The organism is Massilia sp. Masssp93 (genome assembly GCF_059491295.1).
Genome location: NZ_CP168502.1, coordinates 5484170 through 5508513, shown reverse-complemented (window position 1 = coordinate 5508513; position 24344 = coordinate 5484170). Strand labels below are relative to the sequence as shown.

At 64.0% G+C, this 24344-nt stretch carries 25 protein-coding genes; 14 read left to right on the top strand and 11 right to left on the bottom strand.

What is annotated here, in order from left to right:
• Window positions 1-16: 16 nt before the first annotated feature.
• From ACEN9Q_RS22905 to ACEN9Q_RS22885, 5 genes are all read left to right on the top strand, one after another.
• A complete protein-coding gene (locus tag ACEN9Q_RS22905) occupies window positions 17-574 on the top strand; it encodes a DUF2889 domain-containing protein (RefSeq protein ID WP_056447160.1) in 558 nt (185 codons plus the stop codon).
• Window positions 575-662: 88 nt separating this feature from the next.
• On the top strand, window positions 663-1832 hold the full coding sequence (gene sucC / locus ACEN9Q_RS22900; protein ID WP_495626147.1) for an ADP-forming succinate--CoA ligase subunit beta: 1170 nt from the start codon (window positions 663-665) through the stop codon (window positions 1830-1832).
• Window positions 1833-1849: 17 nt separating this feature from the next.
• Entirely contained in the window at window positions 1850-2731 is an 882-nt protein-coding gene (gene sucD, locus ACEN9Q_RS22895; RefSeq protein ID WP_056447154.1) for a succinate--CoA ligase subunit alpha, read from the top strand.
• A gap of 561 nt (window positions 2732-3292) precedes the next feature.
• Window positions 3293-3718: a pilin gene (locus ACEN9Q_RS22890; protein WP_495626146.1), complete on the top strand. Its 426-nt coding sequence runs from the start codon at window positions 3293-3295 to the stop codon at window positions 3716-3718.
• 84 nt (window positions 3719-3802) lie between these two features.
• Window positions 3803-5266: an O-antigen ligase family protein gene (locus ACEN9Q_RS22885; protein WP_495626145.1), complete on the top strand. Its 1464-nt coding sequence runs from the start codon at window positions 3803-3805 to the stop codon at window positions 5264-5266.
• An 18-nt stretch (window positions 5267-5284) separates the two neighbouring features.
• Here ACEN9Q_RS22885 and ACEN9Q_RS22880 read toward each other — a convergent pair whose 3' ends face one another.
• Window positions 5285-6001, bottom strand: a complete 717-nt coding sequence (locus tag ACEN9Q_RS22880; protein ID WP_056447145.1) for a flagellar brake protein — start codon at window positions 5999-6001, stop codon at window positions 5285-5287.
• 124 nt (window positions 6002-6125) lie between these two features.
• Window positions 6126-8171: a S9 family peptidase gene (locus ACEN9Q_RS22875; protein ID WP_495628984.1), complete on the bottom strand. Its 2046-nt coding sequence runs from the start codon at window positions 8169-8171 to the stop codon at window positions 6126-6128.
• A 299-nt stretch (window positions 8172-8470) separates the two neighbouring features.
• On the opposite strand from ACEN9Q_RS22875, the gene ACEN9Q_RS22870 reads away from it, so the two are divergent.
• Window positions 8471-9940 carry a DUF4214 domain-containing protein gene (locus tag ACEN9Q_RS22870; protein ID WP_495626144.1) on the top strand — a complete coding sequence of 490 codons (1470 nt, stop codon included), beginning with the start codon at window positions 8471-8473 and terminating at the stop codon, window positions 9938-9940.
• Here ACEN9Q_RS22870 and pqqE read toward each other — a convergent pair.
• Genes pqqE through pqqA form a run of 5 tightly spaced genes read right to left on the bottom strand, consistent with a single transcriptional unit; the run spans window position 9918 to window position 13161 of the window.
• The gene (pqqE, locus tag ACEN9Q_RS22865; RefSeq protein ID WP_495626143.1) at window positions 9918-11081 is read right to left on the bottom strand and encodes a pyrroloquinoline quinone biosynthesis protein PqqE; all 1164 of its coding nucleotides are present in this window, start codon (window positions 11079-11081) and stop codon (window positions 9918-9920) included. The two genes, ACEN9Q_RS22870 and pqqE, sit on opposite strands and share 23 nt — an antisense overlap.
• 10 nt (window positions 11082-11091) lie before the next feature.
• Window positions 11092-11355, bottom strand: coding sequence for a pyrroloquinoline quinone biosynthesis peptide chaperone PqqD (gene pqqD / locus ACEN9Q_RS22860; protein ID WP_495626142.1), 264 nt, complete (start codon window positions 11353-11355; stop codon window positions 11092-11094).
• An 11-nt stretch (window positions 11356-11366) separates the two neighbouring features.
• Window positions 11367-12056 (bottom strand): pyrroloquinoline-quinone synthase PqqC, encoded by a 690-nt coding sequence (gene pqqC, locus ACEN9Q_RS22855; protein WP_495626141.1) that lies wholly within the window; start codon window positions 12054-12056, stop codon window positions 11367-11369.
• A complete protein-coding gene (gene pqqB, locus ACEN9Q_RS22850) occupies window positions 12053-12961 on the bottom strand; it encodes a pyrroloquinoline quinone biosynthesis protein PqqB (protein ID WP_495626140.1) in 909 nt (302 codons plus the stop codon). The genes pqqC and pqqB overlap by 4 nt, the downstream gene beginning before the upstream one ends.
• A gap of 50 nt (window positions 12962-13011) precedes the next feature.
• The gene (pqqA, locus tag ACEN9Q_RS22845; protein WP_495626139.1) at window positions 13012-13161 is read right to left on the bottom strand and encodes a pyrroloquinoline quinone precursor peptide PqqA; all 150 of its coding nucleotides are present in this window, start codon (window positions 13159-13161) and stop codon (window positions 13012-13014) included.
• A gap of 114 nt (window positions 13162-13275) precedes the next feature.
• Between pqqA and ACEN9Q_RS22840 the strand changes: the two genes are divergently transcribed.
• Window positions 13276-13668, top strand: a complete 393-nt coding sequence (locus ACEN9Q_RS22840) for a VOC family protein (RefSeq protein ID WP_495626138.1) — start codon at window positions 13276-13278, stop codon at window positions 13666-13668.
• Window positions 13669-13691: 23 nt separating this feature from the next.
• Window positions 13692-14441, top strand: coding sequence for a S1 family peptidase (locus tag ACEN9Q_RS22835; protein WP_495626137.1), 750 nt, complete (start codon window positions 13692-13694; stop codon window positions 14439-14441).
• Window positions 14442-14470: 29 nt separating this feature from the next.
• On the opposite strand, the gene moaC is transcribed toward ACEN9Q_RS22835, so the two are convergent.
• Entirely contained in the window at window positions 14471-14971 is a 501-nt protein-coding gene (moaC, locus tag ACEN9Q_RS22830) for a cyclic pyranopterin monophosphate synthase MoaC (protein WP_495626136.1), read from the bottom strand.
• Between the two features lie 96 nt (window positions 14972-15067).
• Between moaC and ACEN9Q_RS22825 the strand changes: the two genes are divergently transcribed.
• Window positions 15068-16663: a beta-barrel assembly-enhancing protease gene (locus ACEN9Q_RS22825; RefSeq protein WP_495626135.1), complete on the top strand. Its 1596-nt coding sequence runs from the start codon at window positions 15068-15070 to the stop codon at window positions 16661-16663.
• Between the two features lie 193 nt (window positions 16664-16856).
• Here ACEN9Q_RS22825 and ACEN9Q_RS22820 read toward each other — a convergent pair whose 3' ends face one another.
• The 3 genes from ACEN9Q_RS22820 to ACEN9Q_RS22810 are packed head-to-tail and all read right to left on the bottom strand — an operon-like array spanning window position 16857 to window position 18724.
• Window positions 16857-17459 (bottom strand): DUF2946 family protein, encoded by a 603-nt coding sequence (locus ACEN9Q_RS22820; protein ID WP_495626134.1) that lies wholly within the window; start codon window positions 17457-17459, stop codon window positions 16857-16859.
• A 4-nt stretch (window positions 17460-17463) separates the two neighbouring features.
• Entirely contained in the window at window positions 17464-18504 is a 1041-nt protein-coding gene (locus tag ACEN9Q_RS22815) for a YheT family hydrolase (RefSeq protein WP_495626133.1), read from the bottom strand.
• A 25-nt stretch (window positions 18505-18529) separates the two neighbouring features.
• Window positions 18530-18724, bottom strand: a complete 195-nt coding sequence (locus tag ACEN9Q_RS22810) for a zinc-finger domain-containing protein (RefSeq protein ID WP_036236204.1) — start codon at window positions 18722-18724, stop codon at window positions 18530-18532.
• A gap of 323 nt (window positions 18725-19047) precedes the next feature.
• On the opposite strand from ACEN9Q_RS22810, the gene ACEN9Q_RS22805 reads away from it, so the two are divergent.
• The 5 genes from ACEN9Q_RS22805 (at window position 19048) to fba (ending at window position 24136) form a co-directional block, all read left to right on the top strand.
• Window positions 19048-19815 (top strand): AzlC family ABC transporter permease, encoded by a 768-nt coding sequence (locus ACEN9Q_RS22805; protein WP_056447105.1) that lies wholly within the window; start codon window positions 19048-19050, stop codon window positions 19813-19815.
• On the top strand, window positions 19808-20152 hold the full coding sequence (locus ACEN9Q_RS22800) for an AzlD domain-containing protein (RefSeq protein WP_056447101.1): 345 nt from the start codon (window positions 19808-19810) through the stop codon (window positions 20150-20152). The genes ACEN9Q_RS22805 and ACEN9Q_RS22800 overlap by 8 nt, the downstream gene beginning before the upstream one ends.
• A 40-nt stretch (window positions 20153-20192) precedes the next feature.
• On the top strand, window positions 20193-21398 hold the full coding sequence (locus tag ACEN9Q_RS22795) for a phosphoglycerate kinase (RefSeq protein ID WP_495626132.1): 1206 nt from the start codon (window positions 20193-20195) through the stop codon (window positions 21396-21398).
• Between the two features lie 57 nt (window positions 21399-21455).
• Window positions 21456-22904: a pyruvate kinase gene (gene pyk / locus ACEN9Q_RS22790; protein ID WP_056447095.1), complete on the top strand. Its 1449-nt coding sequence runs from the start codon at window positions 21456-21458 to the stop codon at window positions 22902-22904.
• A 167-nt stretch (window positions 22905-23071) separates the two neighbouring features.
• Window positions 23072-24136 (top strand): class II fructose-bisphosphate aldolase, encoded by a 1065-nt coding sequence (gene fba / locus ACEN9Q_RS22785; RefSeq protein ID WP_495626131.1) that lies wholly within the window; start codon window positions 23072-23074, stop codon window positions 24134-24136.
• The last annotated feature ends 208 nt before the right edge of the window (window positions 24137-24344 follow it).

Genomic DNA, 24344 nt, shown 5'->3' with positions numbered 1-24344 from the left:
TCCGGCATTGGTGTTTATGCCCCTGTCTCCACCCGCTCCGCGTAAGCCTCGGCACACGCGCGCCATCACTGTCGACGTGTTCGCGCGCGATGATGGCCTGTGGGACCTCGACGCCTGCATCCGCGACACCAAGACGCACGACATTGCCCTGCCTTCCGGTCCTCGCCCGGCCGGCTTGCCGGTGCACGAACTCAAGCTGCGCGTGACCATCGACCGCGACATGACCATCGTCGACGCCGAAGCGGCGTCCGATGCCGTACCCTATCCTGGTTTCTGCGACACCATCGCTCCTGCTTATAAAAAGCTGATTGGCTTGTCGCTGCTGAAACATTTCCGATTGCATCTGAAGGACCGCTTGTCCGGGGTACTCGGCTGCACCCACCTGACCGAACTCGCGCAAGTCCTGCCCACCGCGGCAATCCAGGCCTTCGCCGACGACGCGATGGCCAACCGTTCGGTCGATGCCTCGACCGAGCGGCCTTACGAACTGGACCGCTGCCACGCGCTGCGCCTCGATGGCCCCGCCGTCGAAACGTACTATCCGCGCTGGTCGCTCAAGGCGGTGCCGGGGTAGTGTCGTCCGGAGTAGACTCCGGATCTGTCGCTTTATTTATCCATTCGCATTTCTAAACTACATCAGTAACAGAAGAAGGGAAGCCAGCATGAAAATCCATGAGTATCAGGGCAAAGAGATCCTCCGAAAATTCGGAGTGACCGTTCCGCGCGGCATTCCATGCCTGTCGGTCGACGAGGCTGTCAAGGCAGCTGAAGAGCTGGGCGGTCCGGTCTGGGTGGTCAAGGCCCAGATCCATGCTGGCGGCCGCGGCAAGGGCGGCGGCGTGAAAGTCGCCAAGTCGCTGGAACAAGTGCGCGAATACGCGAACCAGATCCTGGGCATGCAGCTGATCACCCACCAGACCGGTCCGGAGGGCCAGAAAGTCCGCCGCCTGCTGATCGAAGAAGGCGCCGACATCAAGAAAGAACTGTACGTGTCCCTGGTCACCGACCGCGTCACCCAGCGCGTCGTGCTGATGGCCTCGTCGGAAGGCGGCATGGACATCGAAGAAGTCGCGCACAGCAACCCGGAAAAGATCCACACCATCGCCATCGATCCGGCCGTCGGCCTGCTTGATGCCGACGCTGACAGCATCGCCGCCAAGATCGGCGTGCCGGAAGCCTCGATCCCCGCCGCGCGCGCGAACCTGCAAGGCCTGTACAAAGCCTACTGGGACACCGACGCATCGCTGGCCGAAATCAACCCGCTGATCCTGACCGGCGACGGCAAGGTCATCGCCCTGGACGCCAAGTTCAACTTCGACTCGAACGCCCTGTTCCGTCATCCGGAAATCGTCGCCTACCGCGACCTGGACGAAGAAGATCCGGCTGAAGTCGAAGCTTCGAAATTCGACCTGGCCTACATTTCGCTGGACGGCAACATCGGCTGCCTCGTGAACGGCGCCGGCCTGGCCATGGCCACCATGGACACCATCAAGCTGTTCGGCGGCGAGCCGGCCAACTTCCTGGACGTCGGCGGCGGCGCAACCGCCGAGAAGGTCACGGAAGCCTTCAAGATCATGCTGAAGAACCCGGGCCTGAAAGCCATCCTGGTCAACATCTTCGGCGGCATCATGCGCTGCGACGTGATCGCCGAAGGCGTGATCACCGCTTCGAAGGCCGTGTCGCTGCAAGTGCCGCTGGTCGTGCGCATGAAGGGCACCAACGAAGACCTGGGCAAGAAGATGCTGGCCGATTCCGGCCTGCCGATCATCTCGGCTGACACCATGGAAGACGCAGCGAAGCAAGTCGTTGCCGCTGCAGCTGGCCAAGCTTAATTCGCGAAGGAAATAAAATGTCGATTCTGATTAACAAAGACACCAAAGTCATCACCCAAGGTATCACCGGCAAGACCGGTCAATTCCACACGCGCATGTGCCGCGACTACGCGAACGGCCGTGAAGCCTTCGTCGCAGGCGTGAACCCGAAGAAAGCCGGTGAGGACTTCGAGGGTATCCCCATCTTCGCGAGCGTCAAGGAAGCCAAGCAGAACACGGGCGCGAACGTCTCCGTGATCTATGTCCCGCCGGCAGGCGCTGCCGCCGCCATCTGGGAAGCCGTGGAAGCCGAGCTGGACCTGGCCATCTGCATCACCGAGGGCATCCCCGTCCGTGACATGATGGAAGTCAAGGACCGCATGGCCAAGGCCGGTTCGAAGACCCTGCTGCTGGGCCCGAACTGCCCGGGCCTGATCACCCCGGACGAGATCAAGATCGGCATCATGCCGGGTCACATCCACAAGAAGGGCCGCATCGGCGTCGTGTCGCGTTCGGGCACGCTGACGTACGAAGCCGTCGGCCAGCTGACCGCACTGGGCCTGGGCCAATCGTCGGCTGTCGGCATCGGCGGCGACCCGATCAATGGTCTGAAGCACATCGACATCATGAAGATGTTCAATGACGATCCGGACACGGACGCCGTCATCATGATCGGCGAGATCGGCGGTCCGGACGAGGCGAACGCCGCTTACTGGATCAAGGACAACATGAAGAAGCCGGTCGTCGGCTTCATCGCCGGCGTCACCGCGCCGCCGGGCAAGCGCATGGGCCACGCCGGCGCGCTGATCTCGGGCGGTGCCGACACCGCGCAAGCCAAGCTGGAAATCATGGAAGCCTGCGGTATCACGGTTACCAAGAACCCGTCGGAAATGGCTCGTCTGCTGAAGGCAATGCTGTAATCCTCCGGATTCGCAGTCGATGAAACGGGACGCATTCGTGCGTCCCGTTTTTTTTGCGCCTAGCATGAGCGCACTCTTGCGGGTGCAAATCCCGCTGCGAGCTGACCACAGCGAGCACAGCGAAGCGCAACTGCGGAAGGGTAACTGACCGTGGGAAGGAAGCGCGGCGCGGAGCCGCGAGCCGATGAACAAGAATCCGATACGAGGCGCTGTCAAGCAGGCCGAGCGGGCAAGAAGCCGTAGAGTTTTTTTGGTCAAGCCGAAGCGGCGTAAATCCGGCCCGTATCCCGATTCGTGCCAAGTTGACACGACAAGCTGACAATTTTTGTCGCGACTCAACAAAATCCGTCGAGCTGACAAATTTCGCCACGTACGATGACAAAAATTGTCATGCGGCAATGCGGAAAATGTGCGAAAACCCACAATTTGGTAGCACAGTGCTAACGATTTCCTATGGAAACGACCTGGCACGCGAGTTGCATATAGTAACGGGCAGAAGCAAGCAGTACTGGATACGAAATACCTTTTAATTTTGCAGTGCCCCCAACCTGGAGAGACATCATGAAAGCACCGAAAATCGTCAAGAAAGCCCAAGCCGGCTTCACCCTGATCGAACTGATGATCGTTGTCGCGATTATCGGTATCCTGGCCGCAGTCGCTATCCCGGCTTACCAGAGCTATGTGACCAAGTCGAAGTTCACGATGGCTTATCAGGAAATCGCCTCGGGCGAAACCGCTTTCGATGACCTGCTGAACAACGGTGGGACCCCGGCCGCTGTCGCTGACATCAAAATGCCGGCAGCGACCAAGAACTGCAGCGCATTTGCGGTCACCGGCACCTCCATCCAGTGCACCATCGTCGGCGGTCCGTCGGATGTGAATACCCACACCGTCACGGTGACCCGCGGTGACGACGGCCACTGGAGCTGCGGTACCACTGTCGATCCGAAATATGCTGGCACGACCGGTTGCGTCGCAGGTTCGTAATCGCGATCCAGCTGAAGAAAACCCCGCTACGGCGGGGTTTTTTCTTGGCTCCCGGTCTTGAACCTGTTCACAAACGAGGAAATCATGCTGACAGAAATGCAGGCCGGCCAGGCGCGCGACTGGACCATGGGCAACGTTCGAACGATGCCATTCTGTGTGCTCTTGTGCGCAGCCCTGTACGCGAACTTCCTCGTCGTGGCCGGACATGACCGCCAGCGCATCCTTGAAATCGCCGTGCTGCTCGTGGGCGCTGTCATGGTCCTGGTCCGGCGCCGTCTCAAGCTTCGCCTGTTGTTCGAAGGCCCTGCCGGCATTTGCCTTGCGACATTCTTCGCGCTGGGCATCACCAGCGGCACGATGGCATTCTCGCCCCGTTTCGCCTTGTTCGAAGTTGCGGCGCTGTTCCTCCTTTATCTGCTCGCGACGCAGGTCGGCGACGAAGTCGTCCGCCGCGGACCGGTAGCCCTTCGCCTCATCCTGCAAACAACCGCCGCGACCGTCGTGTTGTACAGCGTATATTTCTTGGTCGCCTATGTAAGCGCCTTCTGTTTGGGCAATCCACTGACGCCCGACGACTTTGCGTGGGGATTCAGCAATTTCCGCTTTTTCAATCACGTTCAGACGTCGATCCTGCCGCTGTTCGTGCTGCTGTGCTGCCTGACTGCTCGCACCGACCGATTGCGGCCGCTGTGGCTGGGCGTCACAATCTATTGGTGGACGGCACTCATCGCCACCACGGGGCGCGGAACGCTCGTCGGTATTGCGATGGGCTGCACCATCATCGCGATTGTCCTGCGCCGTACCGCAATTCCTTACCTCAGGATGGCCGCGTTGACGGCGGCACTGGGCCTCGTGACGTATTTCATACTGCTGGTCGCCGTTCCCGCAGTCCTCGGGGCACAGGGGATGCGGGCGATTTCCTTTGTGGTCGAGCGTACTGCCAACGATCCCGCATCGGGACGCATGTTCCTCTGGCGTCGCGCTGCTGACTTGATCACGCAACATCCTTTGCTCGGCGTCGGACCAATGCATTTTGCCCATGACGCCGGCGACCTGCACATCGGAGCCCATCCGCATGACTGGCTCATGCAGTTCGGCAGCGAATGGGGACTGCCTGCGCTGGCGTGTCTGCTCGCAACGATCGTGCTGGCACTTCGTGCACTTCTGCACGCCGGCCGCAAGATCGCGGAAGGAGACGTCGCCAACCAGACCATTTTCGCGGCTCTGCTGATGGGAGCGGTCGCGATCCTGGTCGACGGGCTCGTGTCCGGCCTGTTCGTCATGCCACAGAGTCAGCTTGCAATTGCTTTGTATCTCGGCTGTGCAATCGGGTGGTACAAGACCGTTCTGCCGGCCCCATGCCCCGCCGCACCCAATATCGTAGGGCGAGTCGGCGGTGCGTTGCTCGTGGTGGCCGCCATGGCTGGGGTGGCCGGCGTTTGGCAGGACGTGGTCGCGCGCTACGAGCAACAACCTCTCACGGCTGCCCAGGAAGCGGCGAACCAAGGGCAGCACTGGCCACGGCTGTGGATTACTGGCTATTTTTAAAGCAGAGACGGTCAGGACTCACACGATCTTCTGCCGATCCGCCAGCAACGCCTCGTACGTCAGATTCTGCAACAGCGTGTAGTGCACCGGATCCAGGTCCACGAACTGCACGCCATACGCAAACCCCTCGGCCTGCTCCCGCCCGCCGGACAGCGCGCTGATGTTGCGCACGGCCGCGCGCGCGCGCACGCGGATTTCCTGGTTGTTGGGCGGGGCCAGCAGGGCGAATTCCAGGTCGATTTCGTCTTCGTCCTGGGGCAGGCTTTTCTTCGATTCGATCCGCGCGCCGTTCACGCTCAGGTTCGTCAACAGGCAGTCGGCGCCGGGCACGGCAGTGTTTGCCGGGATGATCTTGGCGGGAATGTCCACCTTCACCCGCATGGCCGTGCGCAGGCTCGTGCCCTGGATCGCGCGCGGGAACGAGATGTGGGCGTACAGCACTGGCCGGCCGAAAACGCGCTCGACCGTGCAGGCGAACGAACAGACGTGGATGCCGGAAAACACGCGCATCGTCAGGCGCTCGCCCTCGACGAGCGGGATCGGCACGCCGTTGTCGGTCGGGATCTTGACGATCAGGTAGTCGTCCTTCAGCCAGCCGATCAGCGTCGAGAAATGCTGCACCGGCTTCAGACGCCGGTGCGTGATGAATTGCAGGCGTACGCCGACCTGCAGGTTCATCGATTCGAATTCGAATTCCTGGGGCTTGAGCTCGCGTTCCGCTTGCGGGTCGTTCATGGTTTTTTCAATCCTCGAAGCCGGCCATAGTAGCACCGGGGAAAATCTTTTGGCAGCTCGGAAATGAAAAAAACGCCTGCTGGAGCAGGCGTTCTCGGGGTCCACTCGGCCGGGCCGTGCGGATTTACTGTTTCAGGTGCTGGTCCAGCCAGCCGATGACGGTGTGATGCCACAGCAGCGAGTTGGCGGGTTTCAGGACCCAGTGGTTCTCGTCCGGGAAGACGAGCAGCCGGCTTTCGATGCCGCGGCGTTGCAGCGCGGTGAACGCGGACAGGCCCTGGGCCATCGGGATGCGGAAGTCGCGGCCACCATGCACGACGAGCATCGGCGTCTTCCACTTGTTCACGTACAGCACCGGGTTGAAGCGCTCATGGTTTTCCGGCACGGTGAAGTACGGACCGCCGTTTTCCCAGTCGGTGAACCATTGTTCCTCGGTCGAATAGGCCATGCCGCGGGTGTCGAACACGCCGTCGTGGTTGACGATGCATTTGAAACCGTCGGACCAGTTGCCTTCGATCCAGTTCATCATGTAGCCGCCATACGAGGCGCCCAGCGCGCACGCATGCGAGCGGTCCAGCCAGGGATATTTCGCCTCGGCCGCGGCCAGGCCTTTTTTCAGGTCGTCGAGCGGCTTGCCGCCCCAGTCGCCGCTGATGGCGTCCGTGAATTTCTGGCCGTAGCCGGTCGAGCCGTGGAAATCGATGAACACGGTGGCGTAGCCGGCGCCCGCGTACACCTGCGGATTCCAGCGGTAGCTCCAGGCGTTGCCGAAGCTGCCCTGCGGGCCGCCATGGACGAGGAAGGCGATCGGGTATTGCTTGCCCGGCTCGTAATTCCAGGGCTTCGTCACGTAGCCGTGGACGGTGTCGCCGTTGGCGCCCTTGAACGAGAACTGCTCGTACTCGCCGAAGCGCACGTCGGCCAGCTTTTGTTCATTCAGATGGGTCAGTTGCACCGGCTTGTTCGTGCCCAGCTTCATGCTGAACAATTGTGCGCCCGACGCCAGATTCGCCTGGGTGTAGGCGATGGTGTTGCCGCGCACGTCGTAGCCGCCGATCGCGCCCTTGTCGGTCAGCGGGGTCACCTTGCCGCTGGCGACGTCGATCGCGAACAGGCGGTGCTGGCCGACGTCGTCGGCATCCGTGACGAGCGTCCTGCCGTCGGCCGTCCACTGGAGGCTGCCCGGTGAGCGGTCCCAGCTGTCGGCCACGTTGCGCTTCTTGCCGGTGGCGAGGTCGAGCAGCACGACGTGGTAGCGGTCCGCCTCGAAGCCGGGGCGGGTCATGGCGAGATAGGCGAGGGTGCGGCCGTCCGGCGAGAACACGCCCTTCGTGTCCCAGGCCTTGTTGTCGGCCGTCAGGTTGCGCGGCGTGCCGCCCGTGGCCGGGACCGTGTACAGGTCGAAGTTGGTCGACCATGCCTCGGTCTTGCCGGCGATGCGCACCGAAAAGACGACGGTCTTGCCGTCCGGGCTGAAGCGGAACTCCTCGCGGTCGCCGAACGGCTTCGACGGCACGTCGCCGTCGAGCGAGCCCGACAGGCTGACGGGCGTACCGTTCACGCGGCCGGACGCATCCAGCGGCGCCGAGTACAGCACGGCGTTGCGGCCGTCGGACCAGGTGTCCCAGTGGCGCACGAACAGGCGGTCGTAGATCTTGCCGCTGGCCTTGTCCTGTTCCTTCGCGTCCACGCGCGCTTTCGTGCAGGCGAGGTCGGCGCAGTCGCGGAACACGGCCATGCTCAAGGCGATGCGGTCGCCCGTCGGCGCGACGCGGAAGGCGTCGACGTCGAGCGGCAGGTCAGTCACGCGGACGGCGTCGCCCCCAAGCGCCGGCACGCGCCAGACCTGGCCAGAGCCCGAGCGCGACGAGATGAAATAGATCGCGTCGCCGCGCGGGGACCATTCCGGGTCCGTGCTGCTGGCGGCATCCGACGTCAGGCGTTGCGGCACCGGATGCGCGGCGTTCAGGTCGACCAGATACAGGTCGGTATGGCCGCGGTTCTTGCCCATATCGGTCGTGCGCACCGTGTAGACGACGCGGCCGCCGTCCGGCGACACCGCCGGGCTGCCGACCCGCTCCATCGTCACCAGGTCTTCGACCGTGAAACCGCGCGGTGCGGCGGTCGCGCCGAGTGCCGTGCCCGTCAGGGCCGCGGCCAGCGCCAGCATACCTAATTTCATCCTGTCCTCTCGCTTGTGGCTTGTGAATACGGCCTGCCAGATCGGCGCGGCCGGTGAAAGGCAGCAATTTAACACGTGGAAAGAGCGGTCTGAAAAAAAGCCCCCGGATGAAAGGGGGCGGTGTCGCATGCGAACGCTGTGTTTCTGGTGCGATCAGAACGCTTCCCAATCGTCCGCGCCCGTCGTGGCGGCCGCCTTCAGATTGATAGGAAGATATTTTTCGTGACTTTTTGGGCAGTTAATTTCATTACAATCGAAGGCCGCCCACCGCCAACAAGGATGAGCCAATGGCCAACGCCACGATCAAATTGTCCCAAGCCGTCGTCGACCAGCAACACACGCTGGAACAACAGAACGCCGCATTCAATACCTCGCTGGGCGGGCTGCTGAAGAATGCCTCGCCCGGCAATCTGCCCGATCCCGGTCAGCCCGTCAGTTGGGCGCTGAACGGTTCGGCGCTGTACGTCCACTACTCGAGCGGCGCGGTGGAAATCTACTCGAACGTCGTGCGCGACGATCCGCTCGCCACCAGCGGCCACGCCAGCGCCACCGGCTACACGTTCGACCAGTACGGTGCGATTCTCATGTCCGGCACCGGCACGTTCAATTTCGATTACACGCTCACGGGCGATACCCTCTCCGCAACGGCTTCCGCGCAAGGCCATCGGTTGGCGGGCCTGAGCGTCGCGACCAAGCTGCTCCCCGGCAGTCCCGGCTATGACCCCGTATTCGGCAACGTCGCGATTGCGCTCGATGGAAACATGACGTTGACCCCGGCCGGCGACGTGAGCGGCACGTTTTCGAACGTGCGGGTGAGCGCCGACGAGTTCCTCCTCATGAGCAACATCGACGGCAACTTCCACATCGATACCGCCAGCGCGGATGTGGTCGACGGCATCGTGACCGCATACCAGGAGCTGTACCGCGACGGCAGCGAGATGGAATTCGTGGGCCTGTCCGCCAACGTGAACGCGCACCAGGGGCTGGATGAAGCGTTGTTGAGCGATCCTGGCTTGTTCGGCGGCGACGACGACATCAGCGTCGACCTGCCCGCCCACCTGTACGATGCCGTCATGGTGCAGTCCGGCGCCGGCAACGACCGCATCACGCTCAAGGGTGGCGGCGGACAATTGGGCGTCATGGCCGGCGACGGCAACGACCAGATCACGCTGCTCGGCGATGCGCATGCCGTCGACGGCGGCGCCGGGACCGACACGGTCCACCTGTCGATGACGCATGCCGAGGCAACCGTCCAGCGGATCGGAACGACGGGAACCACGTACACGGTCACGGACAAGGCGGGCACGATCTCGCAACTGACGGGCGTCGAACGCATCGCGTTCAGCGACGCCACCGTCGCGCTGGACATCGACGGCAACGGCGGCCAGGTCTACCGCATCTACCAGGCCGCGCTCAACCGTGTCCCGGACTCAGGCGGGCTGGGCTTCTGGATCAACGCGATGGACCACGGCCAGACCCTGGCCAACGTGGCCCAGGGGTTCCTCGATTCAGCGGAATACCACAAAGCGTACGACGGCGTGGCGTCGAACCGCGAACTGGTCACCCGGTACTATGAAAACATCCTGCACCGCACGGCGGACGCGGGCGGCCTGGATTTCTGGACCGGCGTGCTCGACAGCAAAGCGGCCGGCACCGCCGACGTCCTGGCCGCCATCAGCGACAGCGCCGAGAACAGGGACGGCCTCATCGGCGTGATCGGCAACGGGTTCGAGTTCACGCCTTACGGTCACGGGTGACGGCGCCTACGGCCTCCGCCTTGCGCGAACTGGCGTCCGACCGGAACACGATCGCCTGCGCGGGTTGCCACGGGTCCTCCGCCTGCGCGCGCTGCGCGTGCACGACGATCGTCTGCAAGTCGCCGTGCCGCGCCGACTTCGCGCACACGGGGTCCGCGTTCGCGGCGTCGCCCGTGAGCGCGTAGGCCTGGCAGCGGCAGCCGCCGAAGTCCCTGGCTTTGTCGTCGCAGGTGCGGCACGGGTCCTTCATCCAGGCATCGCCGCGGTAGCGGTTGAAGGCGTCGCTGGCATGCCAGATGTCCTTCACGCTGGCGTCGCGCACGTTGGGGAAGGCGATGCCCGGCAACGAGCGGGCCGCGTGGCAGGGCAGCGCCGTGCCGTCCGGCGCGATGCCGAGGAACACCGAGCCCCAGCCGTTCATGCACGCCTTCGGCCGCGCCTCGAAATAATCGGGCACGACGAACAGGATGCGCATCCGGTTGCCGATCCGCGCCCGGCACGCATTGACCACGGCTTCCGCGTGATCGACCTGCGCGCGCGTCGGCATCAGCTGGGCCCGGTTGACGAGCGCCCAGCCGTAATACTGCGTGTTGGCCAGCTCCAGGTACTCGACACCCATGTCGAGCGCCATGTCGATGATCTTCTCCACGTGGTCGAGATTAAAACGGTGCAGGACGACGTTCAGCACCATCGGACAGTCGTATTGCTTGATCAGCCTGGCGACGCGCGCCTTGCGGTCGAACGTCTTCGTGCTCGACAGGAAATCGTTCATCTCGCGCGTGGAATCCTGGAACGACAGCTGGATGTGGTCCAGCCCCAGTGCCTTCATGCTGGCCAGGCGCGCTTCGGTCAGGCCGATGCCGGACGTGATGAGGTTCGTATAAAACCCGAGCCGGCGGCCTTCGCCGACCAGTTCTTCCAGGTCGTCGCGCAGCAATGGCTCACCGCCGGAAAATCCGAGCTGGGCCGCGCCGAGCCGGCGTGCCTGGCGCATCACGTCGATCCACTGCTCGGTCGACAGTTCGGTGCGGTCGTTGGCGTAGCCGACCGGGTTGTAGCAGAACGGGCAGTGCAGCGGGCAGCGATACGTCAGCTCGGCCAGCAGCCACAGCGGCGGGGCGATCGGTGGGCGATCGTTCATGGCAGCCTCCTCAAATGATCCAGCCGCGCGCGCCGGCGACGCGCAGGAATTCGATGACGTCGCCGTGCAGGCCGCCGCACCGGAACGCCTGCTCCAGCTCGCCGACGATGGCCGGCACCGTGCGCCGGCCATCGCAGCGTTTCAGGATTTCGGCCGCGCTCCGGCTCAGCTTCACCATACCTTCCGGATACAGGAGCACGTACTGGCCCTGCGCCTCTTCCCACTGCATGCGGAACAGGCGCGACAGGGCGGGTTGGTCGGGAACGGTGTGCATGGGAGTCCTCGTCATGGATATGCTTTTTCGATGGCGTCGAGCATGGCCCACAGGATGTCGAGCTTGAACTGCAGGATTTCCAGCGCGCGCTCTTGCTGGGAGCGCGTAGTGAAATGGCCGAGCGTCACTTCCAGGCCGTGTTCGACGTCGCGTTCGGCCAGCGAAACGCGGCTGCGGAAATACTGCAAGCCGTCGGGATCGATCCACGCGTAATGCGCCGGCCAGTTGGCCAGCCGGTCCTTGTGGATCCTGGGCGCGAACATTTCCGTCAGCGACGAGCAGACGGCCTCCTGCCACGGCGCCAGGCGCGCGAAGTTGACGTAGGCGTCGACGGCGAAGCGCACGCCGGGCACCACGTGCCGTTGCGACCACAGCGCCTCGCGCGTGAGCCCGACGGCCTCGCCGAGCCGCACCCAGGCTTCGATGCCGCCGTCGTCGTCGCCGAAGCCGTCATGGTCGAGGATGCGGCGCACCCACCGGCGCCGCGTGGCGCGGTCGGGACAATTGGCGATGATGGCGCCATCCTTTTGCGGAATATTGACCTGGTAATAAAACCGATTGGCGACCCAGCCGCGGATCTGGTCCGCGCGCAGCAGCCCGTCGTTCATCCTGACGTTGAACGGATGGTGGATGTGGTAACCGGCACCGCGCGCGCGCAATTGCGCTTCGAATTCGACGCGGCTCCATGGGGCAGTGTTCATAGTGCGATCTCCATGCCGTCGAACGCGACTTCGATGCCGTGGCGCGCGAGCACGGCGCGTTGTTCGGCGTCTTCGTCCAGGATCGGATTCGTGTTGTTGATGTGGATGAGTACCTTGCGCCGCGCGCCGATCCCGTCGAGCACCGCGATCATGCCGCCCTCGCCCGATTGCGGCAGGTGCCCCATGTCGGCCGCCGTCTTGCCGGACAAGCCCGGCGCGATCATTTCGTCGGCACGCCAGAACGTGCCGTCGACGAGCACGCAGTCCGCCTTGCGCATCGCCGCCTCCACCCGCGGATCGATGGCGCCGAGCCCGGGCGCATAGAATGCCGACTTGCCCGTGCCGACGTCCTCGATCAGCAGGCCGATGTTGTCGCCCGCTTCCGGATGCTCCCGATGATCCGAATACGGCGGCGCCTTGCTTGCCAGCGCCAGCGGCGTGAAGCGGATGCCGTCGATGCCCGGCACCCGCACGCCGCCTTCCATCGACAATGCGTGCCAGCGCACGCCGCAGTAGTGCGACAGGACGGGCACGAGCGGCAGCGCGCCATTGAGCTCGCGCCAGACGGGCGCCGTGCAGTACAGCGGCAGCTCTTTTCCTTCGCGCAGCATCAGCAGGCCGGCGACGTGGTCGATCTGCGCATCCATCAGCATGACGGCGGCGATGCCGGAATCGCGTCGCGCGCGCGCCGGCTGCAGCGCGGGCGTGGCGCGGATCTGCGCGAGGATGTCCGGTGACGCATTGATCAGCACCCAGTCGGTGTCGTTGCTTGATACCGCAATCGACGATTGCGTGCGCGCCGTGGCGCGGACCGTGCCGTTACGCAGCCCGGCGCAATTGCGGCAGTTGCAATTCCATTGCGGGAAGCCGCCTCCGGCTGCCGAGCCCAATACGACGATGTTCATGGATGGATCCGTTAAAGCCCGCGACGGCGCGTGCCGCCGCGGGTCCTGCGTCAGCGGTTCGCGATGTACAGCGTGATTTCAAAACCAAAACGCCAGTCGATGAATTCCGGTTTGGTCCAGGCCATGGTTGTCTCCTTGATGAGTGAATGTCGTGTCGATTGCGCGCGGCGCGCAGTCAAGGAGGAGTTCGCAATATCCATGCCACTTGTCCGCCGTGTGTATAGCGAAGCGCGGATGTGTCAAAGATGAACAGTCGTATTGCAGGACGGTACAGCTGTGACAGAATTGTCCAGTTCTAATCATGGAGAGACGCTATGGACGATCGCTACAAACCCGATGGCTATAACGCGGAGTCACCCTATTTGCTCGTCAAGGATGTGCGCGCCGTCCTCGATTTTCTGTCGCACGCGTTCGGCGCGGTCGAGTTGCGGCGCCAGGTCGACGCCGGGGGCACGATCCGGCACGCGGAGGTCCGGATCGGCGACTCGGTGCTGATGGTGGGGTTCCGGCCGTGGGCGGAATTGCCGGTGTCATCGGTGCATGTGTATGTCGAGGAGGTCGACAAGGTCTATGCACGGGCGCTGGACCGGGGCGCGGTCAGTCTCGCCGAGCCGCGCGATTTGCCGTATGGGGACCGGTCGGCCGGTGTGCGGGATGAGCAGGGGAATTATTGGTGGATTGGGACGCGGTTGCAGGTATTATCCTGAATTAAAAGACGGTAAGGAGCGATATGTCGAATTACGACAGATGGGATCGGAAGGTATTCAGGGAGTGCGGGCCGGCGGTTGCTTTTGTAGACGTGGAAAGTCCTGATGGTACGCGAGGCATTGGTTCGGCTTTTCACGTAGGGGAGGGGATCTACGTCACTGCGCGTCATGTCGTTGACGGCCAAAAGATCCTCGGCGTAAACCATGTTGTCGAGGTGCCCCCGGAACAAAAGTTGGGTGACCGGCTGGATGAAGTGGGCGACGATTTACCTCGCAGGCAATTGCCGTTGACGGGACCGTTTTTTCATCCTGATCCGAACATTGACATTGCTTGCTTTACGCTGGTTTGGTATCCGCCCACCGAGATCGAACTGGGATTTCACTGCAAAGAACTGCCTTACGGGAATTACGATTTCCTGCTCGATCAGTGCCTGATCATGGGATTCCCGCCAGTGCCATTCTCGAGCGAACCTATCCTTGTCGCTACGTTAGGGGAGGTCAATGCGTGCGTAAAACGTTATGACCACGCGTTCGACCATTACATCGTGTCCTCGATGGCCCGCGGAGGTTTCAGCGGCGGCCCCGCAATCGTGCGTTTTAACGAGAGCCTGCCGGTCGGCGTCGGAACGATGGCATTGGGTCTGGTGACCGAGAGTCTCGGCAAAAACAATGAGCCTGTCGAGCTCGGTTTTATGACGATATTAACTGCGGAGCCGATCCACGAATGTATCGAACACAACAAGGACAAGCTATTCAAGAAAACGACTGACTGATCGTGTCTTTGTCGAGGTCGGTTGGGGGTTCATATCCGGGCCGTCCAGGCCCCCGACTTCCCGCCATGCTTTTCCAGCACGCGCACATCAGTCATGACCATCCCGCGATCCGCGGCCTTGCACATGTCATAAATGGTCAGCAAGCCCACCTGGACGGAAGTGAGCGCTTCCATTTCGACCCCGGTTTTACCGTAGGTCTCGACCTGCGCCCGGCAATGCACGCTGTTGTTCGCGGCATCGATCTCGAAATCGACCGCGACCCGGGTAATCGCCAGCGGATGGCACAAGGGAATGAGGTCGCTCGTGCGCTTGGCCGCCATGATGGCCGCGATGCGCGCCACGCCCAGCACGTCGCCCTTCTTGGCCGAGCCCGACGTCACCAGTTCCAGCGTGGCCGGCTGCATGCGGATGGTGCCGGCGGCGACGGCGATGCGGTGGGTGGCGTCCTTGGCGCCGACGTCGACCATGTGGGCCTGGCCGGTGGCGTCGAAGTGGGTCAGGGGGCTGGCGGCGTCGGTGGATGTTGTCATGTTGTTCAGGCAGCAAAGTAACAAAATATGGCCCGGCAGTAGCAATGGCCGGGAAGCGGTTATCATAGCATCGTGAAACCTAACCCGATTTCAGCGATGTTGCAGCTTTCACCAAGGTGCCCGTGGCGCCGTCTCGCCGCGGCCGTCAGCCTGGCCGTGGCGACCGCCGGCGCGCTCGCCGCCCCCACTGTTCCGGTCCTGCACGGCAGCGCCGATTCGACCGGCTTGCCCACGCTCGGCGACACGGCGCGTGCCGACTTGTCGCCCGTGATGGAGCGCAAGCTGGGCGAAGAGATCATGAACGATATCCGGCGCGATCCCGATTACCTGGACGACGACGCGATCATCGAGTTCCTGAACAACTTCGGCGAAAACCTCGTGTCGTTCGCGCCCGGCGCGCGCGGCGAGACGAATGCCGATTTCTTCTTTTTCGCCGTGCGCGATCCGATGATCAACGCGTTCGCGCTGCCCGGCGGGTTCATCGGCGTGCACTCGCAGCTGCTGCTCTCGGCGCAGAGCGAGTCGGAGCTGGCGTCCGTGCTGTCGCACGAGATCGGCCACGTGCAGCAGCGTCACATCGCCCGCATGATCGGCCAGCAGAAGCAGGATGCATTGTTGCCATTGGCCGCGCTGCTGCTGGCGGCGCTGGTCGGCAAGGCCGGCGGCGGGGCCGATGCGGCGATGGGCGTCATGATGGGCGGGCAGGGCCTGGCCATCCAGCGCCAGCTGAATTTCAGCCGCGATGCCGAGCGCGAGGCGGACCGCGTCGGCTTCCAGACGATGCGCGCGGCCGGTTACGATACATCGGGCATGGTCAATTTCTTCAAGCGCTTGCAGAGCACGACGCGCGTGTATGGCGAGGCGCCGGCCTGGCTCAGCAGCCACCCGCTGACGGGCGAGCGCATCGCCGACATCCAGGCGCGTATCCGCGAGAATCCCAAGCCGATCCGCATCCGGCCGGACAGCATCGAATTCCACCTCGTGCGCGCCCGCGTGCGCGTGCTGCAGGACGAAAGCCAGAAAGGCCGCGACGAAGCGAAATCCACGTTCGACAGCCAGCTGGCCCAGCCGAACACGCAGCAGCAGACGGCCGCGATGTACGGCCTGTCGTACCTCGCGCTGAAGCAGGGCGATCTCAAGACGGCGCAGAGCTGGCTCGACAAGGCGAAGGCGTCGACGAAGCCGCGTCCCGGCGTGTTTTCGAGCGAGCGCAGCGGTACGGACGGCAGCGCCATGTTCGCCGGCCTCGGCATCGAGATCAAGCTGGCGCCCGGGCAACCGCCGCAAGTCGTCCACCAGGCCGTCCAGGAAGCGGAAGCCGCGTACCAGAAATTCCCGCTGTCGCGCATGCTGACGCGCCAGTACGCCGATGCGCTGATCGCGGACGGCCAGCTGGACAAGGCCGGCCAGTTCCTGCGCGACCAGGTGCAGCAATACCGCGAGGAGCCCAAGCTCTACGATCAGTTGGCCAAGACATATGCGGCCCAGGGTAAGATCGCCTTGCAGCATATGGCGCTGGCCGAATCGTATGTGCTGACGGGGGCGGTGCCGGCGGCCGTCGACCAGCTCAATCTCGCGCGCAAGGCGAAGGACGTGTCGTTCTACGACCAGGCCGTGATCGATGCGCGCGAGCGGGAGTTGAACGAGCGCCAGAAGGACGAGAAGAAAGAGAAGAAGGACAGCGATCGGTAGCCTGAACGACGTTGCTGTCGTTGCTGTTGCTGCTGCCGCTGTCATCGTTACCGGCGCCGCCACCGCTACCGCTACCGTCGCCCCCGCGGAGGCGGGGGCCTAATTTTGCGTGCGTAACGGCACAGTACTTGGGTCCCCGCCTTCGCGGGGACGACGATTGGTTGGATCGTCGCCTTCGCGGGGACGACGATGACTAACTCTTCGGCTGCAGCAAATCCGGCCGGCGCACGAAACCGAAGCGCTCCGGCATCTCGTCCGCCATCAACCGCCCGACGGCGATGCGCCGGTCCTGCCAGCGCAGGGCCAGGCCGCCCGCGCCGCCTTCCAGCCACGCCATCACGTCCTCGTCCGCTGCGGGACGGCCATCGAGTTCGAATGCCTGCAGCAGTTGCGCCGCGTCGCGGTCGTCCACCTGGGCCACCGTCTGCCCGGCGCGCAGCACGATGCCGCCGGCGTCCGTCAGCCAGGCTTCGGCCGGGGCATCCAGCGGCTGGCCCGTGTGCAGCACGAGGCCTTGCGCGGGGTCGGTGCGGGCGATGAACGGCGTCGTCTCGAGGTTGATGTAGACGCGCTGCGGACCGTTCTGGAAATACCAGCAGCCGCGCTCATCCGGCAAATAATTGCGGGCGATGAAGCCGACCAGCGCCGCGTTCGTGAGCTTGTCGCCCGGTGTGCCGGCGCGCTGGGACGCTTCGTCGCGCATGCGCCAGGCGCCGCGCGCGTCCAGTGCCAGCCAGCCGTAGCAGTAGGGCACGTTCGGCCATTTGGCCATTGCCTGTTTTACGATGTCGTCCATGGGTTCAAGCTTGGCACAGCCGCGGGGCCGCCGGCGCGCGCGTGGCGTGCGGATCGGGGCGGCCGGCCGTGTCGTCGAAAAAGGCCAGGATGCGTTGCGGCAGCCAGTCCAGGCGTCCCGGAAAGGGGCCCGTGGAAAAGCCGACATGGCCGCCCGTCGCCGGATAGTCCAGCGTCACCGCGGGCGCGGCCGTCTGCGGCAGGTGGCGGCCCGGCAGGAACGGATCGTTGCGCGCGTTCAGCACGAGGGTCGGGACGACGATGTCGTGCAGGACGTGGCGGGCGCTGGCGCGGTGCCAGTAATCGTCGGTGTCGCGGTAGCCGTGCAGCGGGGCGGTGACGACGTTGTCGAAACTGTATAAATCGTTTGCGGCGAGCAGGCGGTCGCGGTCGAACAGGCCGGGAAAGCGTTCCAGCTTGGCCAGCGCCTTCGGCTTCAGGGTCTGCAGGAACATGCGCGTGTACAGGCGGTTGAAGCCGGACGCCAGCGCGGCGCCGCCGGCCGCCAGGTCGAGCGGGGCGGAGATGGACACGGCGGCGTCGACGATGCCCGCGCCATGGCGCTGTTCACCCAGCCAGCGCAGCAGGGCATTGCCGCCGAGCGACACCCCGGCCACGTAGAACGGACCGGCATGGTGCGGACGCAGCCGGCGGATGATCCAGTCGAGTTCTTCGGCGTCGCCGGAGTGGTAGAAGCGCGGGGCCAGGTTCGCCTCGCCCGAGCAGCCGCGGAAGTGCGGGACCGCGCCATGCCAGCCGCGCGCCGCGACGAGCGCCATCAGGGAACGTGCGTAATGGCTGTCCGACGACCCCTCCAGGCCGTGGAACAGCAGGACGAAGGGGGCGCCGGCCGTGGCACCGTCGACGAGGTCGACGTCGATGAAATCCTGGCCGCATGGCGTGTTCCAGCGCTCGCGCCGGTAGGCGACGGCCGGTTTGCGGATGCAGAGGGCGGGATAAATCGTCTGCAGGTCGCCGCCGGGCAGCCACCGGGGGGCCTGGTAGCCTGGGGCAGCCTGGGAGGCTGCGGTGCTCGCTGGGTTCACGGCAAGCCCCCGGGCATGACAGAAATCAGTGGTGAGCCAGCACGGTGCCCGGCTTCAGGCGGTACTGGGTGCCGCAGTATGGGCACTTGGCGTTGCCGTCGTGATCGAAATCCAGGAAGACGCGCGGGTGGGACGACCACAGCGGCATGGCCGGGTTAGGGCAATATGCCGGCAGGTCCTTGGCTTCCAGTTCCACGACCGGGATGGTCTTGTCGTTCATCGATTTCTCCGTCAACTAGTTTGGCAAGGGGAATTCCCAAGAACCGGCCTGTGCAGGCTTGCCATGCGCGCCGTATTTACTTACCTTAGCTATCCATGGCGCTTGCGGCTCGTCGTCGCGCGTCCGGTATCTCGGCATTCCCAAAACCACGATTCTAACGGATTCGACCTGATTGCCGGAATGGTCCGGTAGAATAGCGGCCTTAATACTGTCGAGTAGAATTTCCGGCAAGGAAATCTACACGCATTCTCACTACATCGTTTCATGTCCGAACGCCGCCCGTCCGCCATGCCTGTTTGCCGCTTTTGTTGCAGGAACGCGACATGAACGGCCCACACCTGGATTCAGGCGCCCAACGCGGCGACGGCAGCGCCGGCGATGTCGACGGCCACGATGCCGCCGCCTGGCGCGAAGGTTTCCAGGTCGGCCTGCCCACGCTGTTCGGCCTCGTCGCGTGGGGCATGGTGCTGGGCGTCGCGATGGTCAAGAGCGGCCTCACCGTGCTGCAGGCGAGCACCATGACCCTCGTCGTGTATTCCGGCTCCGCCCAGCTCGCGTCGCTGCCGCTGATCGCCGCGGGTGCGCCCGTCGGGGTCATCTTTGCCACGGCGTTCGTCGTCAACCTGCGCTTCGTCATCTTTTCCGCATTGCTCGCCCCCCATTTCGCGAAGCTGCCGCTGTTCCAGCGTTTTTATCTCGGCTATATTTCCGGCGATCTGACGACGGCACTTTTCCTGCAGCGCTACCCCCGTACGGCGCCCGAACGGGGCAAGCTGTCGTTCCTCAAGGGCCTGCTGTATCCGACCTGGGGCGCGTGGCAGGCCGGCACGTTCGCCGGCATCTTCCTGGGCAGCGCCGTCCCGACCGAATGGCAGCTGGGGTTTGCCGGCACGCTCGCCATCCTGTGCATCCTGGTCCCCCTGATCATCAACAGCGCGGCCCTGTGCGGCGTGCTGGTGGCGGGCATCGTGTCCGTGCTGGCACATGGCCTGCCGTACAAGCTGGGGCTGCTGCTCGCGGTCGTCGTCGGCATGTCCACCGCCATCGCCGTCGAGGAAACGCGCGGCCGGCGCAAGGTGCGCCATGGCTGACTGGGACATCTGGGCCGTCATCGCCGTGCTGGCCGTGGCCACCGCCTGCACCCGCAGCGGCTTGTGGATGGTGGGCCACCGCGTGACGATTCCCCGGCGCGTGCAGGAACTGCTGCGCTATGCGCCGGCCTGCGCGCTGGCGGCGATCGTCGCGCCGGATTTCATGCTGGGGCCGCAGGGCGACATCCAGCTGGCCGTCACGAATCCGAAACTGCTGGCCGGCCTTGCGGCGCTCGCCTACTACCTGTGGCGGCGGAACATGTTGCAGACCATCGTTATCGGCATGGTGGTATTCACTGTCCTGCGCGTTTCTCATGTTTTCCAAGGGCTGGCCTAAGGTAAAATAGCGTTTTTTAAACATTTCTCGACAGTTGACAATGGCCGTTCTCAATTTCACCCGCTTGCAAGACCTGATCGACCAAGACGCGCTGAAGGGCAAGCGCGTCTTCATCCGCGCGGACCTGAACGTTCCTCAGGACGACGCCGGCAACATTACGGAAGACACGCGCGTGCGTGCTTCGGTTCCCGCGATCCGCGCTGCGCTTGATGCGGGTGCGGCCGTGATGGTCACGTCGCACCTGGGCCGTCCGACCGAAGGCGAGTTCAAGCCGGAAGACAGCCTGGCGCCCGTCGCCAAGCGCCTGTCCGAGCTGCTGGGCCAGCCCGTCGAGCTGAAGCAGAACTGGGTCGATGGCGTCGACGTCGCGCCGGGCCAGGTCGTGCTGCTGGAAAACTGCCGCGTCAACAAGGGCGAAAAGAAAAACTCGGACGAGCTGGCGCAGAAGATGGCCAAGCTGTGCGACATCTATGTCAACGACGCCTTCGGCACCGCGCACCGCGCCGAAGCGACCACGCACGGCATCGCGAAGTTCGCGCCCGTGGTCGCCGCGGGCCCGCTGCTGGCGGCCGAGCTGGACGCGCTGGGCAAGGCGCTGGGCGCGCCGCAGCGTCCGCTGCTGGCCATCGTGGCCGGTTCCAAGGTGTCGAGCAAGCTGTCGATCCTGCAGAGCCTGGCCGACAAGGTCGACAACCTGATCGTCGGCGGCGGTATCGCCAACACGTTCATGAAGGCCGTGGGCCTGAACATCGGCAAGTCGCTCGTGGAACTGGATCTCGTCGGCGAAGCGAAGACGATCATCGAGAAGATGGCCGCGCGCGGCGCGCAGGTGCCGATTCCCGTCGACGTCGTGTGCGCCAAGGAATTCTCGCCGACGGCCGCCGCGACCATCAAGGACGTCAAGGACGTGGCGGATGACGACATGATCCTGGACATCGGCCCGAAGACCGCGGCCCAGCTCGCCGAACAGATCGGCAAGGCCGGCACCATCGTGTGGAACGGCCCGGTCGGCGTGTTCGAGTTCGACCAGTTCGCGGAAGGCACGAAGACCCTGGCCGCGGCCATCGCGTCCTCGAAAGGCTTCTCGATCGCCGGCGGCGGCGACACCCTGGCCGCCATCGCAAAATACAATATTGCCGACCAAATCGGCTATATCTCGACCGGCGGCGGCGCCTTCCTCGAATTCCTCGAAGGTAAGACGCTCCCGGCCGTGGAGATTCTGCTCCAGCGCAGCGCAGCAAAATAAACCTACCGGTCACCGGCGCAGCTCACGGGCTGCGCTTTTCACTTCAAGGATAGTTCAATGTCTCGTGGCACCAAGATCGTCGCAACCATCGGCCCCGCTTCCTCCGACTTCGATACGCTCGTCCGCATGATTCGTGCGGGCGTGGATATCGTGCGCCTGAACTTTTCGCACGGCCGTGCCCAGGACCACATCGACCGCGCCAACCTGGTGCGTCGCGCCGCCGCCGAGTGCGGCCGCGAAGTGGCGATCATGGCCGATATGCAGGGTCCGAAGATCCGCGTCGGCAAGTTCGAAGAGGGCAAGATCCTGCTGAACAATGGTGACCGCTTCATCCTCGACTCCCGCTGGGGCGAGAACGGCGAACTGGGCAACCAGGAACGCGTCGGCCTCGACTACAAGGCCCTGCCGAACGACGTGCGTCCGGGCGACACGCTGCTGCTGAACGACGGCCTGATCGTGCTGATCGTCGAGCGCGTGGCCGGCAGCGAGATCCACACCATCGTCAAGGTCGGCGGCGAACTGTCCAACAACAAGGGCATCAACCGCCTGGGCGGCGGCCTGACGGCGCCCGCGCTGACCGCGAAGGACATGGAAGACATCAAGACCGCGATGACCTTCCAGGCCGACTACCTGGCGATTTCCTTCCCGAAAACGGCGACCGACATGGAAATGGCGCGCCAGCTGGCCAACATCGCCGGCGAGCCGTCGGGCCACAAGCCGATGATGATCGCGAAGATCGAGCGCGCGGAAGCGATTCCCGTGCTGCAGGAAATCCTGGACGCCTCCGACGGCATCATGGTCGCCCGCGGCGACCTCGCCGTCGAAGTGGGCAACGCGGCCGTGCCGGCGCTGCAGAAGCGCATGATCCGCATGGCGCGCGATTCCAACAAGCTGGCGATCACCGCCACGCAGATGATGGAATCGATGATCGTCAACGCCGTGCCGACCCGCGCCGAAGTGTCGGACGTGGCGAACGCCGTGCTGGACGGCACCGACGCCGTCATGACGTCGGCCGAGACCGCCGCCGGCAAGTGGCCGGTCGAGACGGTCGAGATGATGTCCGCCATCTGCGTCGAAGCGGAACGTTCCGAATACAACAAACTCGAAGCCGACTTCCTGAACGTGCAGTTCACCCGGATCGACCAGTCGATCGCCTACGGCGCCCTGTTCACCGCGCACCACCTGCGCGTGAAGGCGATCGTGGCGCTGACCGAATCCGGCTCGACCGCGCTGTGGATGAGCCGTCACCACGTCGACACCCCGATCTACGCCCTGACGCCAAGCGTCACCACCCAGCGCAAGGTATCGCTGTATCGTAACGTGCATGCGTACCACCTGACGCAGCGCGGCGACAGCGCCGCCGTCCTGCGCCAGGCCGAAGACCTGATGGTGGCCAACGGGATCGTCAAGAAGGGCGACATGATCGTCGTCACGTGGGGTGAGCCGATGGGCCAGGTCGGCGGTACGAACGCACTGAAAATCGTTCGTGTCGGGGAATTCGATTAAGAGGGAGCTCAATACCTGAGCGCGCGGCCGCAACCCGCGGCCGCGCCGGACTGTCGAACGAAAGTGATGTGCATGGCTGACGCGCCTGTCGCGCGAGGCCAGGCGCATGCGCGCGCGCAGCAGGTGTGAGACCCGGAAAGGTTTCTTTATTCCTATGGAGCTAAACCATGGCACTCGTATCAATGCGTCAACTGCTGGACCATGCCGCCGAACACGGCTACGGCCTGCCGGCTTTTAACGTCAACAACCTGGAGCAGGTCCAGGCCATCATGGCCGCGGCCGACCAGACCGGCAGCCCGGTGATCATGCAGGCTTCGGCCGGCGCCCGCAAATATGCCGGCGAAGCCTTCCTGCGCCACCTGATCGACGCCGCCGTCGAAGCCTACCCGCACATCCCGGTCGTCATGCACCAGGACCACGGGCAGTCGCCGGCCGTCTGCATGGCCGCGATCCGCTCGGGCTTCACCTCCGTCATGATGGACGGCTCGCTGGAAGCGGACGGCAAGTCGGTCGCCTCGTACGACTACAACGTCGAGGTGTCGAAGGAAGTCGTCAAGTTCGCGCACTCGATCGGCGTCACCGTCGAAGCGGAACTGGGCGTGCTCGGTTCGCTGGAAACGATGAAGGGCGACAAGGAAGACGGCCACGGCGCCGACCGCACCATGACCCGCGAAGAGCTGCTGACCGACGTCGCGCAGGCCGCCGACTTCGTCGCGCGCACCCAGTGCGACGCGCTGGCCATCGCCATCGGCACGTCGCACGGCGCGTATAAATTCACGCGCAAGCCGACCGGCGACATCCTCGCCATCGACCGCATCAAGGAAATCCACGCGCGCATCCCGAACACGCACCTCGTGATGCACGGTTCGTCGTCGGTGCCGCAGGACCTGCTGGCCATCATCCGCGAATTCGGCGGCGACATGAAGGAAACCTATGGCGTGCCGGTCGAGGAAATCCAGGAAGGCATCAAGCACGGCGTCCGCAAGATCAATATCGACACCGACATCCGCCTGGCGATGACGGCCGCGATCCGCAAATACCTGTTCGAGAACCCGTCCAAGTTCGACCCGCGCGATTACCTGAAGCCGGCCCGCGAAGCGGCCACGCAGATCTGCAAGGCGCGCTATATCTCCTTCGGTTGCGAGGGCATGGCCGCCAAGATCAAGCCGATGCCGCTGGAAAAAATGGCGGAGCGCTATAAAGCTGGCGAACTGGCGCAGATCGTTCAGTAATCGAATACACGTACTCTCGACGAGGACACGTACTCTAACAATCGTCGTCCCCGCGCAGGCGGGGATCCAATTTCCTCGGCTGTGCCACGAAATTGGGCCCCTGCCTTCGCAGGGGCGACGGTCGTTTTGCGGTCGCTTCTACGGTTGCTCCCATCTGCCCATCGTTTGCTTTTGACGACGATGACGTAGGAATCACGTAAAATATCGC

Excerpts from the sequence above, each read along its gene's own strand:
- ACEN9Q_RS22905 (WP_056447160.1), top strand. The coding sequence starts at position 17 with ATGCCCCTGTCTCCACCCGCTCCGCGTAAGCCTCGGCACACGCGCGCC.
- sucC (WP_495626147.1), top strand. The coding sequence starts at position 663 with ATGAAAATCCATGAGTATCAGGGCAAAGAGATCCTCCGAAAATTCGGA.
- sucD (WP_056447154.1), top strand. The coding sequence starts at position 1,850 with ATGTCGATTCTGATTAACAAAGACACCAAAGTCATCACCCAAGGTATC.
- ACEN9Q_RS22890 (WP_495626146.1), top strand. The coding sequence starts at position 3,293 with ATGAAAGCACCGAAAATCGTCAAGAAAGCCCAAGCCGGCTTCACCCTG.
- ACEN9Q_RS22885 (WP_495626145.1), top strand. The coding sequence starts at position 3,803 with ATGCTGACAGAAATGCAGGCCGGCCAGGCGCGCGACTGGACCATGGGC.
- ACEN9Q_RS22880 (WP_056447145.1), bottom strand. The coding sequence starts at position 6,001 with ATGAACGACCCGCAAGCGGAACGCGAGCTCAAGCCCCAGGAATTCGAA.
- ACEN9Q_RS22875 (WP_495628984.1), bottom strand. The coding sequence starts at position 8,171 with ATGCTGGCGCTGGCCGCGGCCCTGACGGGCACGGCACTCGGCGCGACC.
- ACEN9Q_RS22870 (WP_495626144.1), top strand. The coding sequence starts at position 8,471 with ATGGCCAACGCCACGATCAAATTGTCCCAAGCCGTCGTCGACCAGCAA.
- pqqE (WP_495626143.1), bottom strand. The coding sequence starts at position 11,081 with ATGAACGATCGCCCACCGATCGCCCCGCCGCTGTGGCTGCTGGCCGAG.
- pqqD (WP_495626142.1), bottom strand. The coding sequence starts at position 11,355 with ATGCACACCGTTCCCGACCAACCCGCCCTGTCGCGCCTGTTCCGCATG.
- pqqC (WP_495626141.1), bottom strand. The coding sequence starts at position 12,056 with ATGAACACTGCCCCATGGAGCCGCGTCGAATTCGAAGCGCAATTGCGC.
- pqqB (WP_495626140.1), bottom strand. The coding sequence starts at position 12,961 with ATGAACATCGTCGTATTGGGCTCGGCAGCCGGAGGCGGCTTCCCGCAA.
- pqqA (WP_495626139.1), bottom strand. The coding sequence starts at position 13,161 with ATGGATATTGCGAACTCCTCCTTGACTGCGCGCCGCGCGCAATCGACA.
- ACEN9Q_RS22840 (WP_495626138.1), top strand. The coding sequence starts at position 13,276 with ATGGACGATCGCTACAAACCCGATGGCTATAACGCGGAGTCACCCTAT.
- ACEN9Q_RS22835 (WP_495626137.1), top strand. The coding sequence starts at position 13,692 with ATGTCGAATTACGACAGATGGGATCGGAAGGTATTCAGGGAGTGCGGG.
- moaC (WP_495626136.1), bottom strand. The coding sequence starts at position 14,971 with ATGACAACATCCACCGACGCCGCCAGCCCCCTGACCCACTTCGACGCC.
- ACEN9Q_RS22825 (WP_495626135.1), top strand. The coding sequence starts at position 15,068 with ATGTTGCAGCTTTCACCAAGGTGCCCGTGGCGCCGTCTCGCCGCGGCC.
- ACEN9Q_RS22820 (WP_495626134.1), bottom strand. The coding sequence starts at position 17,459 with ATGGACGACATCGTAAAACAGGCAATGGCCAAATGGCCGAACGTGCCC.
- ACEN9Q_RS22810 (WP_036236204.1), bottom strand. The coding sequence starts at position 18,724 with ATGAACGACAAGACCATCCCGGTCGTGGAACTGGAAGCCAAGGACCTG.
- ACEN9Q_RS22805 (WP_056447105.1), top strand. The coding sequence starts at position 19,048 with ATGAACGGCCCACACCTGGATTCAGGCGCCCAACGCGGCGACGGCAGC.
- ACEN9Q_RS22800 (WP_056447101.1), top strand. The coding sequence starts at position 19,808 with ATGGCTGACTGGGACATCTGGGCCGTCATCGCCGTGCTGGCCGTGGCC.
- ACEN9Q_RS22795 (WP_495626132.1), top strand. The coding sequence starts at position 20,193 with ATGGCCGTTCTCAATTTCACCCGCTTGCAAGACCTGATCGACCAAGAC.
- pyk (WP_056447095.1), top strand. The coding sequence starts at position 21,456 with ATGTCTCGTGGCACCAAGATCGTCGCAACCATCGGCCCCGCTTCCTCC.
- fba (WP_495626131.1), top strand. The coding sequence starts at position 23,072 with ATGGCACTCGTATCAATGCGTCAACTGCTGGACCATGCCGCCGAACAC.